The sequence below is a fragment of the Microbacterium sp. AZCO genome (assembly GCF_039614715.1).
Taxonomy (GTDB): Bacteria; Actinomycetota; Actinomycetes; order Actinomycetales; family Microbacteriaceae; genus Microbacterium.
In genome coordinates, this window is sequence record NZ_CP154857.1 from 897725 (window position 1) to 912987 (window position 15263).

The following is a 15263-nucleotide window of genomic DNA, read 5'->3' on the forward strand; positions in this document are numbered from 1 at the left end:
ATCACCCCACTGGAGACCATGCAGTGACGCCCGATCGCAACGACCAGAACCCTGACGAAGAGACCGAGAACGGTGTGCTCGCCGAGACCGGAGGCCTCGATACGACGGCCCTCGGCATCATCAGCGGCGGCACCCAGCAGGTGAGCGTCGCCCTCCCGTCCGCCTCCGACGACGAGGAGCTCGACGACGACGACGTCGTGGGCGACGAGGTCGAGGTCGAGGCCATCGACGTCGACTTCGTCCCGCGGCTCGAGCGCCCCGCCTACGAGGCGGCGTGGCTCGGGCAGGCGGTGGAGCAGCCCGCCGAGCCGCAGGAGCCCGTCGAGCCGGAGGAGCTGGTCGAGCCGGCGGAGCCGGTCGAGGAGGCCGTACTCGAGCCCGAGCCGACCGAGCACGAGTATGCCGCCGAGGCCGAGCACGAGTATGCCGCCGAGGCTGAGCACGAGTATGTCGCCGAGGCCGAGGCCGAGGCCGCGGCCGAGCTCGAGGCGGAGCCGATTCTCGAGCCGGAGCCTGAAGCCGAGCCCGTGTACGAGGCCGAGCCCGTGTACGAGGCCGAGCCGGTGCACGAGGCCGAGCTCGTCGCGGACACGGTGCCGCTCGACGAGTCGGACGACGACCATGAGCTCGCGCAGCACGACCAGGACGAAGAGGCTCAGGATGCCGCGACCGCCGTGCACGCACACGCCGCGACCGCGCCTGCCATGGAGTTCGTCGCCGGCACCCCCGACCGGGAACCCGGCTCCGCCGTCGCCGCCGACATCGAGGAGGATGACTTCCTCGACGCCGACATCGCGGACGACGACGACCTCGACCTCGCCCTCGCTTTCGAGGACACTGATGAGATCGCCGAGTCGGGAGGACCGACATATTCGACCGTGGAGGCCGACATCGTGACCGAGCAGCAGAAGCCGGGCGCTCAGAGCGCCGACGCCGAGCCCGCCGCACGGGCGGGTGCGGCATCCACTCCCACGGGGCCCTTCCCGACGGGAGCCAACCCCGCGACGCGTCGCGAGGCCAACACCGGGAGCATCGACAAGGTCGAGCGCGCCCACGCCATGGAGCGCGTGCAGACGCGCTCCGATGTCGCTCTCACGTCGAAGCGTCTCGGCGAGTTCGAGTCGGGCCGCGAGTCCGCCGACCTCCTCACCGCCGACCGCCTCCTCGACCCGCACCAGATCGTGCGACCGGAGCCCGAAGGCGCGTGGCAGCACTTCGTGTACTCGATCACGGGCCACCGGGTGAACCTCGGCGACGGCAAGCGCGCGCGGGCCCGCAAGGAGCTCAGCCGCCGCATCTCCGCGCCGCTCGGTCAGGGTGCGCGCTTCGTGCCGGTCCTCTCGCGCAAGGGCGGCGTCGGCAAGACGACGATCACGACCCTCCTCGGCATGGCGCTCGCGGACGCCCGCGACGACCGCATCATCGCGATGGACGCCAACCCGGATCGCGGCACGCTCGCCGACCGCATCGCGAACCAGAACGGCAAGACGGTCCGTGACCTCGCGCGCGCCCGCGGCGAGATCGCCGGCTACGCGGGGATCTCCTCGATCGTCGCGCGCGACGACACGCGCCTCGACGTGCTCTCCTCCGACGCCGACCCCCGCGTGTCCGAGGCGTTCAGCGACAAGGACTACCACGACGTCGCGGCGATCGCGGCCCACTACTATTCGATCGTCCTCACCGACACGGGCACGGGCATCGTGCACTCGGTCATGCAGGCGACGCTCGAGCTCGCCGACCAGCTCGTCGTCGTGTCGGGTCTGAGCGTCGAAGAGGCGCGACTGGCGTCCGAGACCCTCACGTGGCTGGAGACGAACGGCTACTCCGAGCAGGTGCGCGGAGCCGTCGTCGTGCTGAACAACGCGCGCCCGGGCACGCCCCTGGTCCGCCTCGATGAGCTCGAGACGCACTTCAGCACGCGGGTGCGATCGGTCGTGCGCATGCCGTACGACCCGCTCATCGCGGCGGGCAGTGCCATCACGTTCCGCGATCTGCGGCCCGAGACGCGCCTCGCCGCGCGCGAGCTCGCCGCCGACGTCGTCGAGGGCCTGCGCACGCTGGCTTCGGCCGCGTGACGGTCCGTCCCATCCGCCTCTTCGGCGACCCCGTGCTGCGCGCCCCGAGCGCGCCCATCGGGACGATCGACGACGGCGTGCGCGCGCTCGTGCAGGATCTCCTCGACACCGTCGAGCTGCCTGGACGCGCCGGCGTCGCCGCGCCGCAGATCGGCGTCGGCCTGCGGGCGTTCAGCTACAACATCGACGGCGACATCGGGTACATCCTCAATCCCGAGATCGTGGAGCTCTCCGGCGATCCCGAGCCCACGGGGGAGGGATGCCTCTCCGTCCCCGGTCTGTGGCACGACGCGCTGCGCCACCCGCACGCGAAGGTGCGCGGCATCGACCTCGACGGCAACGAGATCGAGCTGGAGGGCGACGGTCTGCTCGCGCAGGCGCTGCAGCACGAGACCGACCACCTCGACGGCATGCTGTATATCCAGCGGCTCTCGCCCGACGACCGCAAGGTCGCGATGCGCGAGATCCGCGAGTCGGACTGGTTCTAGCCCGTCCCGCCCCCGTCACGCCGGTCGGCCTTAGGCTGAAGGCGAGAGGACCCCGCGCGATGCCCGGGGTCCTCTCGCCTTCGTCGGGGCGTCAGCCCCCGAGCGACACGTTCGTCGTCGAGACCGGCACGTTGTAGAGCCCGTCGACGTCGGCGGCGAAGTCCTGCAGGATGACGTTCCGCTTGATGCTCATCTTCGGCGTCAGGTGCCCGCTCGCCTCGGTCCACTCGGTCGGCAGAATCGTGAACTTCCGGATCGACTCGGCCCGCGACACGAACTTGTTCGCGTTGTCGATCGCGCGCTGCACCTCGGCACGCACGGCGCTGTTCGCGGCGGCCTCCTGGAGCGACATGTCTGCCGGAAGGTCGTTGTTGGCGAGCCAGGTCGGAAGCATCTCCGGGTCGAGCGTCACGAGCGCCGACACGAACGGCTTCTGGTCGCCGACGACGACGACCTGCCCGACGATCGGGTTGGCGCGGATCGGGTCTTCGAGCGCGGCCGGAGAGACGTTCTTGCCACCCGCCGTGACGATGATCTCCTTCTTGCGGCCCGTGATCTTGAGGAAGCCCTCGTCGTCGAACGTGCCGATGTCGCCCGTCTTGAACCAGTCGCCCTCGAACGCGGCGGCGGTCGCCTCCGGGTTGCGCCAGTACTCCTTGAAGACGTTGATGCCCCGCACCTCGATCTCGCCGTCATCGGCGAGACGGATGCCGACGCCCGGCAGCGCGGGGCCGACGGTGCCGATCTTCGATTTCGTCGCGAGGTTGACCGTCGCAGGAGCGGTGGTCTCGGTGAGGCCGTAGCCCTCGAGGATCACGACGCCGAGGCTGTGGAAGAAGTGGCCGAGGCGCGAGCCCAGGGGAGCGGAGCCGGAGACGGCGTAGACGACGCGGCCGCCCATCGCCTCGCGCAGCTTGCTGTAGACGAGACGGTCGAAGACGGCGAACTTGATCTTCGTCCAGACGCCGACCTTCCTGCCCTCCTCGAGCGCCTTGGAGTGCTCGATCGCGGTCTGCGCGGCAGCGCGGAAGATCTTGCCCTTGCCGCCGGCCTCGGCCTTCTGCTCGGCGGAGTTGTAGACCTTCTCGAACACGCGCGGCACGGCGAGCAGGAACGTCGGCTTGAACGACCCGAGCGCCGGCAGGAGCTGCTTCGTGTCGGGCTGGTGGCCGGTCTTGACGCCGGAGTGCACGGCCAGGATCGAGATGAAGCGGGCGAACACGTGCGCCGTCGTGATGAAGAGGAGGGTCGACGCTCCGGGCATCTCCACGACGTCCGACAGCGCCTTGGCGGCGTTGCGGCTCAGCTCGACGAAGTTGCCGTGCGTCAGGACGCAGCCCTTGGGGCGGCCGGTCGAGCCCGACGTGTAGATGAGGGTCGCGATGTCGGCGGAGTTCGCGATGGTGCGACGCCGTTCGATCTCGGCATCCGGGATCTCCTTGCCCTGCTCGACGAGCGTTGCAAGATCGCCGCCGTGCATCGTCCAGGTGGAGCGGATGAGGGGCAGATCGGCGCGGACCTCGTCGATGCGCGCCGTGTGCTCGGGCGACTCGGTGATGCACGCGATGGCGCCGGAGTCCGACAGGTTCCACTGGATCTGCGCGGCGGAGCTGGTCTCGTAGATCGGCACCATGACAGCGCCGGCGTAGAAGAGGGCGAAGTCGACGAGCGTCCACTCATATGTCGTGCGGGCGATGAAGCCCACCTTGTCGCCCGGCTCGATGCCGTTGGCCACGAAGCCTTTGGCGAGGGCGATGACCTGCCGCTGGAACTCGGCGGCCGAGATGTCGCGCCATCCCTCGCCCTCCGGCACGGCGAACAGCGCGAGCTGCGGGGTGCGCTTGACGCGCTCCACGAGCAGATCGGTGATGTTCGCCTGCGCATCGGCAGGGACGATCGCGGGGACTTCGAACTGGACCACGGCAACTCCTTCGGTACCGGCATGAATCTGTCGGGTGAGCCTTCTCGGAGTCTAACCGCTGCCCCTGGCGACTACCGGGCGCCGGCGCATGCCTGTGGGCGGATGAGCGACACGTCTCGCGGATAGACTTCTCAGCGCCGTCGCGCGCGCGGGGAGTGATCCCATCGGGGATGACACGCGCATGCGCGGGCGAGCAGAAAGAGGAGGGCGCGGTGCTCAAGGTCGGAATCGACATCGGCGGGACGAAGATCGCGGGAGGTGTCGTCGACGAGGAGGGCCGCATCGTCGAGCAGCTCCGCGTGGAGACCCCCACCGACACCGACGCACTCGAAGATGCCGTCGTCGACATGGTCCGCCACCTCGCGGACTCGTACGAGGTCGAGGCCGTCGGCGTGGCCGCGGCGGGCTTCGTCGACCGCGACCGCGCCGTGCTCATCCACGCGCCGAACATCGCGTGGCGCAACTATCCCCTCAAGGCCAACCTCGAGGGCCGGCTCTCGATGCCGGTGACGATCGAGAACGATGCCAACGCCGCGGGCTGGGCCGAGTATCGCTTCGGCGGAGGCGCCCATGTCGGCGACATGGTCATGCTGACCCTCGGCACGGGCGTCGGCGGCGCCGTGATCCTCGGCGGAGAGCTGTACCGCGGCGGCCACGGCATCGGGGCCGAGCTCGGTCACATGCGTTTCACCCGCGACGGCCGCCCGTGCGGCTGCGGACAGAACGGATGCCTCGAGCAGTACGCGTCGGGCCGCGCCCTGCAGCGCGAGGCCAACGAGATCGCCGACGCGGAGGGCATCGGCGAGGCCCTCGCGGCCGTCCGCGCCGAGAAGGGCTCGATCTCGGGGCCGGCCGTGTCGCGGCTCGTGCTCGCGGGCGACCCCGGCGCGCTGGAGGCGCTGCGCCGCGTGGCCACGGCGCTCGGCGAGGCGTGCGGCGGCTTCCAGGCCGTGCTCGACCCGTCGCTGTTCGTCATCGGCGGCGGTGTCGCGGAGCTGGGTGAGACGCTGCTGGAGCCTGTCCGCCTGGCGTACGAGACGTCGCTGCCCGGGTACGGCGACCGGCCGGTGGCGGAGTTCGCGATCGCCCGTCTCGGAAACGACGCGGGCATCATCGGCGCTGCCGACCTCGCCGGCGCCGCGTAGAAGACTGAGCTCGAGGAGGCGCCCAGCTTGTTCTACTGGCTGATGAAGTACATCGTGATCGGTCCGATCACGAAGGCGATCTGGCGCCCCTGGATCGTCGGACGCCGCAACGTCCCCGCCGACGGCGCCGCGATCCTCGCGAGCAACCACCTGTCGTTCGTCGACTCGATCTTCCTGCCGCTGATGATCGACCGGCCCGTGGCCTTCCTCGCCAAGAGCGACTACTTCACGGGTCGCGGCATCAAGGGCTGGGCCACCCGGATGTTCTTCAAGATGACGGGGCAGATCCCGATCGACCGCTCCGGCGGCAAGGCATCCGAGGCATCCCTCAACACGGGCCTGCAGGTGCTGGGCCGCGGCGATCTGCTGGGCATCTACCCGGAGGGCACGCGCAGCCCCGACGGCAAGCTCTACCGCGGGCGCACGGGTCTCGCGCGCATGGCGCTCGAGGCGCACGTGCCGGTCGTGCCCGTCGTCATGGTCGACACCGACACGATGATGCCGATCGGAACGCGCCTCCCGCGGATCGTGCGGGTCGGCATCGTCATCGGCGAGCCGCTCGACTTCTCCCGCTTCGAGGGGATGGAGGGCGACCGGTACATCCTGCGCTCGGTCACCGACGAGATCATGGTGGCGCTGCAGCGCCTCGGCGAGCAGGAGTACGAGGACGTCTACGCCTCGACCGTGAAGGACCGCCTCAAGGGCCCGCGAGCCCCGCGTAGCACGAAGCCGGTCGTGCAGGCCGCGCCGATAGACTGAGCGGATGCTTCAGCAGCTCGACGCTCTCGACCACTGGCGGACCCTGCCCATCAAGCAGCAGCCGCAGTGGCACGACCGGGAAGCGGTGGAGGCCGTGTCGGCCGAGCTCGCGACGCTCCCGCCCCTCGTCTTCGCCGGCGAGGTCGACAACCTTCGCGACCGCCTCGCCCGCGCCGCCTCCGGGCGGGCCTTCCTCCTGCAGGGCGGCGACTGCGCCGAGACCTTCGCGGGTGCGACGGCCGAGCAGATCCGCAACCGCATCAAGACCGTGCTGCAGATGGCGGTCGTCCTCACGTACGGCGCCTCGATGCCCGTCGTCAAGATGGGCCGCATGGCGGGGCAGTTCGCGAAGCCTCGTTCGAGCGACACCGAGACGCGCGGCGACGTCACGCTCCCTGCATACCGCGGCGACATCGTCAACGGCTACGACTTCACCGAGATCTCGCGCCAGGCCGACCCCGGCCGGCTGCTGAAGGGCTACCACACGGCGGCGTCGACGATCAATCTGATCCGCGCCTTCACGCAGGGCGGCTTCGCCGACCTCCGCGAGGTGCACTCGTGGAACAAGGGCTTCGCGCAGAACCCCGCGAACCAGCAGTACGAGCGCCTCGCGACCGAGATCGACCGCGCCATCAAGTTCATGGAGGCGGCGGGCGCCGACTTCGACGAGCTCAAGCGCGTCGAGTTCTACACGGGCCACGAGGGCCTCCTCATGGACTACGAGCGCCCCATGACGCGCATCGACTCCCGCACGGGCACGCCGTACAACACGTCGGCGCACTTCCTGTGGATCGGCGAGCGCACGCGCGACCTCGACGGGGCACACGTCGACTACTTCTCGAAGATCCGCAACCCCATCGGCGTGAAGCTCGGACCCACGACGTCTCCCGAGACGGCGCTCGAGCTCATCGACAAGCTCGACCCCGAGCGCGAGCCCGGCCGCCTGACGTTCATCACGCGCATGGGCGCGGGGAAGATCCGCGATGCCCTGCCCCCGCTGCTGCAGGCGGTCAAGGACTCGGGTTCAACCCCGCTGTGGGTCACCGACCCCATGCACGGCAACGGCATCACGACGCCGACGGGCTACAAGACGCGTCGCTTCGACGACGTCGTCGACGAGGTGCGCGGCTTCTTCGAGGCGCACCGCGCCGTCGGCACGTTCCCGGGCGGCATCCACGTCGAGCTCACGGGAGACGACGTGACGGAGTGCCTGGGCGGCTCGGAGCAGATCGACGAGGCGACGCTCGCGACGCGCTACGAGAGCCTGTGCGACCCGCGCCTCAACCACATGCAGTCGCTCGAGCTGGCGTTCCTCGTCGCCGAGGAGCTCGAGAAGCTCTGACCCGCCGGTCGCGCAGCCCTCGTCAGAGGGCGGCGGCGATGCGCACCGAGATCTCGGTGCCCTTGACCTTCTTCGTGTCCGGCGCGGGGGTCTGCGACTCGACCTTGGTGAAGGGGTCGGGGAAGTCGTCCCACCGCTTGTCGTATTCGAAGGTGAAGCCGGCGTCGGTCGCGGCCTTGCGAGCCTCCGCGAGGGTCATGCCGACGAGATCGGGGATCGGGTAGAGCGGCGGCCCCGACGACACGACGAGCGTGACGGCGTCGTTCGGCTGCCAGCTCCCGCCGCCGTCCTTGTCGGCGATGCGGATGACCGACCCTTCCTTGACCGAGTCGCTCGTCTCCTCGGTCTGACCGGCGATCTGCAGCCCGACCGCATTGAGGGCGGCCGTCGCGTCGCCGACGCTCTTGCCGCCGACGTCGGGAACCGGTCCGACCGAGACCGACAGCACCGCGGAGTCGCCCTCGTGCACGGTGCAGCCGCCGCCGCAGTCGAAGGCCGCCTCGCCCGAGCGCGGCGTGACCGTCGCGCCGATCGTGGTCTTGTCGGGCTGGTCGGTGAAGTACTTCTGGTCGTCGCCGACGCTCACCCGCGCGCCCTCGAGGGCGGCGCGCGCCTGGTCGGACGGCAGCCCGGTGAGTGCCGAGATGGCGTGGTCCTGTGGCCCCTTCGACACGAGCACCGCCACCGCGGACGCCTTGTCGACGCGTGCGCCGGCGCCCGGGTCGGAGCCGACGGTCGTGCCGGCGGGTATGTCGAAGTCGAAGACGTCCTGCTGGGTCGCCGTCAGCCCCTCCTCGGCGAGCGCAGCCTGGGCCTGCTCGAACGTCAGGTTCGCGACGTCGGGAACAGCGACCTGCGACCCGGGGCCCGAGCCGAACCACCAGCCGATGCCGGCCGCGAGCGCCGCGAGCACGACGACGAGCGCGAAGAGCCATCCGCCCTTCCGCGCCCGGCGCTTCGTGGCCTCGCGCAGCCGCGCGGCGTTGTCGACGTCGTCGATCGCGGCCATCGGTCCCGTGATCGCCGCCGGCAGCACCTTCGTCAGTTCGGTCTGAGCGCCGCCCTCGTCGCGGATGACGCTCGTGGGCGCCGTGCGGGCCACTTGGGGCTGGATGCCGAGCTCGCGCTCGATCTCCCGCAGGCGGTCGAGCATCTCGCGGGCATCGACCGGGCGGTCGTCGGGCGAGCGCTCGGTGGCCCAGAGCACGAGCTCGTCGAGCTGCTCGGGAACGCCGGGGTTCTTGACGCTCGGCCGCGGCACGGAGTCGGTCGCGTGCTGGAACGCGATCTGCATCGGCTGCTCGCCCTGGTACGGCTGCTCGCCCGCGAGCATCTCGTAGAGCATGATGCCGAGCGAGTAGATGTCGCTGCGCGCGTCGGCGGTCCCGCGCGTCACGAGCTCGGGTGCGAGGTACGCGATGGTGCCGAGCAGCTGCGAGCCCGTCGCGGTGTTGGCCGTCGTGGCGCGCGCGAGGCCGAAGTCGCCGATCTTGATGCGGCCGTCCTCGGCGAGCAGGACGTTCTCGGGCTTGACGTCACGGTGGACGATGCCGCCCCGGTGCGCGGCGGCGAGGCCGGAGAGGACGGCATCCATCACCGTGATGGTCTGGGCGAGCGTCAGGCGCTTCTGCTCGCGCAGCAGCTCGCGGAGGGTGATCCCGGGCAGGTACTCCATGACGAGGTACGCCATGTCGCCGTCCTGGCCCTGGTCGAAGACGTTGACGACATGCGGGTCGGCCAGCCGCGCGGCGGCGCGGGCCTCCTGGATGAACCGGCTCTGGAAGACGGTGTCGTCGCTCAGGTGGCTGTGCATGACCTTGATCGCGACGCGCCGCTCGAGGCGCAGATCGGTCGCCACGTACACGGTCGCCATGCCGCCGCGCGCGATGCGCGCGCGAACCCGGTATCGGCCGTCGACGAGACGTCCGATCAGCGGGTCGGCCTGCTGACTCGTGCTCACGCTGAAAGTCTAGGGACGGATGCCTGAGAGCCAGGGGAGCGCCTCACCCGGCGCCGCCCGCCATCACCCGTAGGTGGCGAGCCACGTGGTGGCCGCGTTCTCCCACCGCGCGTAGCGATCGGGGTAGGCCGAGATCTGCACCGCCTGAGCCGCCTGCGTGAACGTGAGGCTCTGCCAGCCGGGGATGTCGAGCAGGCCGCGCGTGACCGGGCCGTTGGCGTCGTTCACGCCGAGGTAGAACGCGCGCGTCGCGTACGAGGCATCCATCACCTGCGCCTCCGTGCCCCAGCCGGCGCTCGGCCGCTGCTGGAAGAGGCCCAGGGAATCGCGGTCGCCCCAATCGAGGTTGCGCAGCCACGACTCCTGCATCGCGGCGCCGAGGGCGATGGCGATCCCGCGATCGGGAACGCCGAGCTCGCGACCGATGCGGATGATGAGCTGCGCGTTGCCGATCTGCTCGCCGCTGAGCGCCGGCACCGGCTCCTGAGCCGGGGGAGCGGCCGGCGCGGGCGCCGTGGCCGCCGCGGGGACGATGCCGGGGATCGCGAGCTTCTGACCGGGATAGATGATCGACGACCAGCCGAGCTTGTTCGCGGCGAAGAGGGCCTGGACCGTCACGCCGTTGCGTTTCGCGATGGAGCTGAGGGTGTCGCCCTTCTGCACCGTGTAGACACCGGATGCCGCGACCGGCGCCGAGGGAGCAGCCGGCGCCGCCGGAGCGGCGGGGGCGGCAGCGCCGCCGGCACCCGGGATCGACACCTTCTGCCCGGGGTAGATGATCGACGACCAGCTGAGGTTGTTCGCGGCGAAGAGGGCCTGGACGGTGACGCCGTTGCGCTTCGCGATGGAGCTGAGCGTGTCGCCCTTCTGCACCGTGTACGTCCCGCCGGCGGCCACGGGGGCGGCGGGCGCCGCCTGAGCCGCGGGCGCCGTGCCCTTCAGCCGCAGCACCTGGCCGGGCGTGATGATCGACGACGACGTGAGGCCGTTGATCGCGAGGACGTCGGCGGTGCGCAGCCCGTAGCGCACGGAGATGCCGAAGACGGTGTCGCCGAGCTGCACGGTGTAGGTGTCGGGCACGTCGACCGCCGTCGGCCGTGGGGCCGCGGTCACGGCTCCGAGCCGCAGCTGTGGCACGACGGCGGGCCGCGCGTCGCGCTGGGGCTCTGCGGCGCTCGCCGCGATGGGAGCGCTCAACAGGAGCGCGATGGAACCGGCGACCGCCGGAATGGCGGCGGTCGCAGCCGGAACACGGATGCCGGAGTGTCGCACGAGTTTCCCCCCTCTGTGACCCCCACACCGTGTCACGGAAGTGAATCAGTGTCAACAGATGATAAGGATGTGACCTCTGTTACTGCTGTGGCTCAACGGCGACGTACACGGGCCGCACGGGGATGAGATAGTGAAGACGTGACCGCTGACCGCGCGCCGCGCATCGACACCGACTGGCTGACCCTTCCCGAGCTCGTGGAGGTGCTGGGCGAACCGCTCGGGCGCGTCCGACGCCTCTTCGACGAGCAGCAGCTCATCGGATCACGACGCGACGGCGCGCTCAAGGTCCCGTCCGTGTTCATCGTGGACGGTCGCCCGCTCAGCTCGCTGCGCGGCACCGTCTTCGTCCTCCACGACGCGGGGTTCAGCGACGACGAGGCGATCGACTGGCTCCTGTCCGACGAGGACTCCATCGGCATGGCGCCGATCGAGGCCCTCCTCGCCGGTCGCAAGAGCGAAGTGCGCCGCGTCGCGCAGGCGCTGGCGTAGAGCCGCGGCTCAGGTCGTCCGCACGGTCGCCGCGCGTGCGAGCTCGAGCAGCTCGTCCACGGCGGCCTCGCCGAGGCGCGCACTGCTGAGCGCCTCCTCGGCCTCTCGCGAGTAGTCGGCGATGAGCGACTCGACGCGATCGAGGGCGCCGGTGTCGATGATAGTCGCCTGCAGCGCGGCGATCTGGTCGTCGTCGAGCGTCGGGTCGCCGACGAGCGCATCCACCTCGCGGCGGGCGGGCACGTCGAGGCCCTCGCGCGCGTACGCGATCAGCACGGTGCGCTTGCCCTCGCGCAGGTCGTCGCCCGAGGGCTTCCCCGTCTGCGCCTCGTCGCCGAAGACGCCGAGCACGTCGTCGCGCAGCTGGAAGGCCATGCCGAGCGGATGCCCGAACGCGGCGAGGGCGGCGAGCTGCGCGGCATCCGCCCCCGCGAGGGCGGCTCCGATGGTGAGCGGCTGCTGGATGCTGTACCGCGCCGACTTATAGGAGGCCACCCGGAGAGCCCGCGCGGCGTGACGATCGTCGGGCTCGGTGAGGAACGCGGACTCCTCGGCGACGTCGAGGAACTGGCCGATCGTGACGTCGCGCCTCATCGTGGCGTACTCGCGCCGCGCAGCGGCCGCGTGGGCGGGGGATGCCTCGGCCAGGCCCTCTTCGAGGAGGTCGTCGCTCCACGCCACGAGAAGGTCGCCGAGGAGGATCGCCCCGGATCGCCCGAACGCGGCGGCGTCGCCGACCCAGCCCGCGGAGCGGTGTGTCGACTCGAGGGCGCGGTGCGCGGCGGGGCGGCCACGCCGGGTGTCGGAGTTGTCGATCACGTCGTCGTGAACGAGCGCCGCGACGTGGAAGACCTCGAGCGCGGCGGCCGCCGCGATGATGTCGGGCGAGAGCTCGGCGGGATGCCCGTCCGACTCGGCGACGGCGCGGAATCCGGCGACGCAGAAGCGCCCGCGCAGTCGCTTCCCACCGCTCAGCGCGGTCGCTGCGGCGTCGACGAGAAGGGCCGCTTCCGGGCCGAGTTCCGACGTGGAGAACCGCACGTGCGAGATGAAGGTGTCGAGTCGCTGAGAAATCGCCGCGACCGCGTCCGGAGAGGGTGACACGGGCCTAGCCTAGTGATCGAACGCACGCGTACAATCGACGCGACTAGGACAGCAAGGGGGATGCATGCCTCTCTCCGAACAGGAGCAGCGTCTGCTCGACGAGATGGAACGCCATCTCATGCGCAATGACGCAGACGTCGTCAGCGCGCCTCGCGATGGACGCACTCTCAGCTATCGCAACATCGTGTACGGCACGGTCCTCGTCCTGCTCGGCCTCGGCGGCCTCATCATCGGCGTCTCGACCGACCTCATCGTCGTCGGTGTCATCGGCTTCATCGTCATGCTCGGCGGCGTCGTGCTCGCGGTCACCCCGACCCGCGGCCCCGGCCGTGCGGCAGCCGCAGACCCCGACAAGCCGGCCAAGCCGAAATCGACTTCCTCGTTCATGGACCGCATGAACGATCGCTGGGACCGCCGGCACGAGGATCACTGACCTCACGCCGACCCCCGCGTCTCTGAGCACCGACCTTCGGGTCGGTGCTTTTTTTGTGCCCTCCGGGCCTTCGTGGGAGACGGGTCGGGGGTTCCGTGGTGCGTTTGGGTGACAAAGTGGAGGACTGTGGAGTAACGTGGGGGCCACAACCCGTCGGGGGCCGGACGAAGGGGGTGAGGTGCCGATGCTTTTGGGCACGCACACTCCCAAGCTCGATGAGAAGGGCCGCGTCATCCTTCCCTCGAAGTTCCGGGATGAGCTGGGCGGCGGAGTCGTCGTCACGCGCGGCCAGGAGCGCTGCCTCTACGTGTTCAGCACCGAGGAGTTCGAGCGGGTCTATGAGCGCATCCGTGAGGCCCCCCTCACGAACAGGCAGTCCCGGGACTTCCAGCGCATGTTCCTGTCGGGTGCGAGCGCCGAGAAGCCCGACGGGCAGAACCGGGTGACGATCCCCCCGCACCTGCGCACCTACGCCGGTCTCGAGCGTGACCTCGTGGTCACCGGTGTGGGCGCGCACGCCGAGATCTGGAACGCGGACGCGTGGAACGCGTACGCAGACAGCAACGAAGACGGCTATTCCGAGATGGAGCAGGAGGTGATCCCGGGCTTGTTCTGAGCCCTCGATCGTGACTCCCAGCCGCTCACGCCCTGGCGCACTTCCCCGGTGCCAGGTCAGAGCGGATGGGGATCAGGGTCGAGGGACACCGTCCCCGACAGCCCCGAAATCATGAACCTCCGCGACATCCACACCCCCGTCCTCCTCGACCGCTGCGTCGAGCTGCTCGCCCCCGCACTCCAGCGCGAGGGCGCCGTGCTCGTCGACGCGACGCTCGGCATGGGCGGACACTCCGAGGCGTTCCTCGAGCGCTTCCCCGGCATCCGGCTCATCGGCCTCGATCGCGACCAGGACGCGCTCCGCATCGCGGGGGAGCGCCTGGCGCCGTTCGGCGACCGCGTGACACTCGTACACACCGTCTACGACGGCATCGCCGACGCGATCTCCTCCACTGGCCTTCACTCGGTCGACGGGATCCTCTTCGACCTCGGCGTCTCGTCGCTGCAGCTGGACGAGGCCGACCGCGGCTTCGCCTACTCGCAGGACGCCCCCCTCGACATGCGCATGGACCAGTCGATCGGCACGACGGCCGCCGACGTGCTGGCGACCTACAGCGAGGGTCAGCTGCGCCGCATCTTCGAGCGCTACGGCGAGGAGAAGCTCTCCGGGCGCTATGCGCGCGCGATCATCGAGGCGCGTGCCCAGGCGCCGATCCTGCGGTCGGGTCGCCTCGTCGAGATCCTCATCGCCGCGACGCCGTATTCGGCGCAGCGCTCCGGGCATCCCGCGAAGCGCGTCTTCCAGGCACTGCGCATCGAGGTCAACAGCGAGCTGTCGGTGCTCGAGCGCGCGATCCCGGCCGCGCTCGGGCGACTTCGCGTGGGCGGACGGATCGTCGTCATGTCGTACCAGTCGCTCGAAGACCGGATCGTCAAGCGCGAATTCGCGGATGCCGTCGCCTCGACCGCCCCCGCCGGTCTTCCCGTCGAGCTGCCCGAGCACGCACCGCGCTTCCGGCTGCTCGTGAAGGGCGCAGAACAAGCCTCGCCTGAAGAGATCGCCCGCAACCCGCGCGCGACACCTGTGCGGCTGCGTGCCGCCGAACGGATCAGGGAGGTGGCATGAGCCTCGCAGCCCAGAGCACTCTCGCGCCGGCACGGCGGGAGAGGCCTGCGCGGAGACTGCGGGCGCTCGACGCCCCCGCACGCCGTCGCCGGCCGAAGCTCCTCTACGCGATCGTGGCGGTCGCCGGCGCCGTCGCGATCGGGGCGGCGCAGATGTCGCTGTCGATCCTCACGACGCAGACCTCGTACCAGCTCGCGAAGCTGACCTCGCAGCAGCGCGAGCTCAACTGGCAGAAGCAGATCCTCTACGACGATGTCGCGGGGCTCAGCTCGCCCCAGTACCTCGCCGCGAACGCGTCCGCCCTCGGCATGGTGATCAACGAGTCGCCGAGCTACCTGCGCCTGAGCGACGGAGCCATCCTCGGCACCGGACAGGTCGCGCTCGGCGCGTCGTCGGTCGACGCCCTCGGCCGCGGCGCGGTGGGGAACGCCCTCATCACCGACACTCCGCTCGTCACGGATCCGGATGCCACGATCCAGGGCGCACCGCCGGCGGAGGCGCCCGATGCCACGACCCCGGTGGACGGAGTCGCCCCGGTATCCAACACTCCGCCACCCATCACCGACGGACTGCCGACCCCGAGCACACACTGAG

Annotated in this window: 14 protein-coding genes; 10 read left to right on the plus strand and 4 right to left on the minus strand. The window is 70.3% G+C overall.

Annotation, left to right across the window (positions count from 1 at the left end; all coding sequences use genetic code 11):
* Positions 1-23: 23 nt before the first annotated feature.
* Positions 24-2075, plus strand: coding sequence for a MinD/ParA family protein (locus AAIB33_RS04165; protein WP_345802298.1), 2052 nt, complete (start codon positions 24-26; stop codon positions 2073-2075).
* The gene (gene def / locus AAIB33_RS04170) at positions 2072-2563 is read left to right on the plus strand and encodes a peptide deformylase (protein WP_345802299.1); all 492 of its coding nucleotides are present in this window, start codon (positions 2072-2074) and stop codon (positions 2561-2563) included. Before AAIB33_RS04165 ends, def begins: the two co-directional genes overlap by 4 nt.
* A gap of 91 nt (positions 2564-2654) precedes the next feature.
* Here the strand turns inward: def and AAIB33_RS04175 are convergent, their stop codons facing one another.
* On the minus strand, positions 2655-4484 hold the full coding sequence (locus tag AAIB33_RS04175; RefSeq protein WP_345802300.1) for an AMP-dependent synthetase/ligase: 1830 nt from the start codon (positions 4482-4484) through the stop codon (positions 2655-2657).
* 212 nt (positions 4485-4696) lie between these two features.
* On the opposite strand from AAIB33_RS04175, the gene AAIB33_RS04180 reads away from it, so the two are divergent.
* Genes AAIB33_RS04180 through AAIB33_RS04190 form a run of 3 tightly spaced genes read left to right on the plus strand, consistent with a single transcriptional unit; the run spans position 4697 to position 7730 of the window.
* Positions 4697-5629 (plus strand): ROK family glucokinase, encoded by a 933-nt coding sequence (locus AAIB33_RS04180; RefSeq protein WP_345802301.1) that lies wholly within the window; start codon positions 4697-4699, stop codon positions 5627-5629.
* A gap of 27 nt (positions 5630-5656) precedes the next feature.
* Entirely contained in the window at positions 5657-6388 is a 732-nt protein-coding gene (locus tag AAIB33_RS04185) for a lysophospholipid acyltransferase family protein (protein WP_345802302.1), read from the plus strand.
* Between the two features lie 4 nt (positions 6389-6392).
* Positions 6393-7730 carry a 3-deoxy-7-phosphoheptulonate synthase class II gene (locus tag AAIB33_RS04190; RefSeq protein ID WP_345802303.1) on the plus strand — a complete coding sequence of 446 codons (1338 nt, stop codon included), beginning with the start codon at positions 6393-6395 and terminating at the stop codon, positions 7728-7730.
* Between the two features lie 22 nt (positions 7731-7752).
* Here AAIB33_RS04190 and pknB read toward each other — a convergent pair whose 3' ends face one another.
* Together pknB and AAIB33_RS04200 are read right to left on the minus strand one after the other, a co-directional pair.
* A complete protein-coding gene (gene pknB, locus AAIB33_RS04195; RefSeq protein WP_345802304.1) occupies positions 7753-9690 on the minus strand; it encodes a Stk1 family PASTA domain-containing Ser/Thr kinase in 1938 nt (645 codons plus the stop codon).
* A gap of 63 nt (positions 9691-9753) precedes the next feature.
* Complete coding sequence (locus AAIB33_RS04200) at positions 9754-10962, minus strand: LysM peptidoglycan-binding domain-containing protein (protein ID WP_345802305.1); 1209 nt, start codon at positions 10960-10962, stop codon at positions 9754-9756.
* Between the two features lie 138 nt (positions 10963-11100).
* On the opposite strand from AAIB33_RS04200, the gene AAIB33_RS04205 reads away from it, so the two are divergent.
* Positions 11101-11451 carry an Rv2175c family DNA-binding protein gene (locus tag AAIB33_RS04205; protein ID WP_345802306.1) on the plus strand — a complete coding sequence of 117 codons (351 nt, stop codon included), beginning with the start codon at positions 11101-11103 and terminating at the stop codon, positions 11449-11451.
* A gap of 9 nt (positions 11452-11460) precedes the next feature.
* Here the strand turns inward: AAIB33_RS04205 and AAIB33_RS04210 are convergent, their stop codons facing one another.
* Positions 11461-12555: a polyprenyl synthetase family protein gene (locus AAIB33_RS04210; RefSeq protein WP_345802307.1), complete on the minus strand. Its 1095-nt coding sequence runs from the start codon at positions 12553-12555 to the stop codon at positions 11461-11463.
* A gap of 64 nt (positions 12556-12619) precedes the next feature.
* Here AAIB33_RS04210 and AAIB33_RS04215 point away from each other — a divergent pair, with 64 nt between their 5' ends.
* The 4 genes from AAIB33_RS04215 (at position 12620) to AAIB33_RS04230 (ending at position 15262) form a co-directional block, all read left to right on the plus strand.
* Complete coding sequence (locus AAIB33_RS04215) at positions 12620-12988, plus strand: DUF3040 domain-containing protein (protein WP_345802308.1); 369 nt, start codon at positions 12620-12622, stop codon at positions 12986-12988.
* Positions 12989-13172: 184 nt separating this feature from the next.
* Entirely contained in the window at positions 13173-13604 is a 432-nt protein-coding gene (gene mraZ / locus AAIB33_RS04220; RefSeq protein ID WP_345803376.1) for a division/cell wall cluster transcriptional repressor MraZ, read from the plus strand.
* Positions 13605-13715: 111 nt separating this feature from the next.
* Positions 13716-14669: a 16S rRNA (cytosine(1402)-N(4))-methyltransferase RsmH gene (gene rsmH / locus AAIB33_RS04225; protein WP_345802309.1), complete on the plus strand. Its 954-nt coding sequence runs from the start codon at positions 13716-13718 to the stop codon at positions 14667-14669.
* Positions 14666-15262, plus strand: coding sequence for a hypothetical protein (locus tag AAIB33_RS04230; RefSeq protein ID WP_345802310.1), 597 nt, complete (start codon positions 14666-14668; stop codon positions 15260-15262). The genes rsmH and AAIB33_RS04230 overlap by 4 nt, the downstream gene beginning before the upstream one ends.
* Position 15263 lies beyond the last annotated feature (1 nt).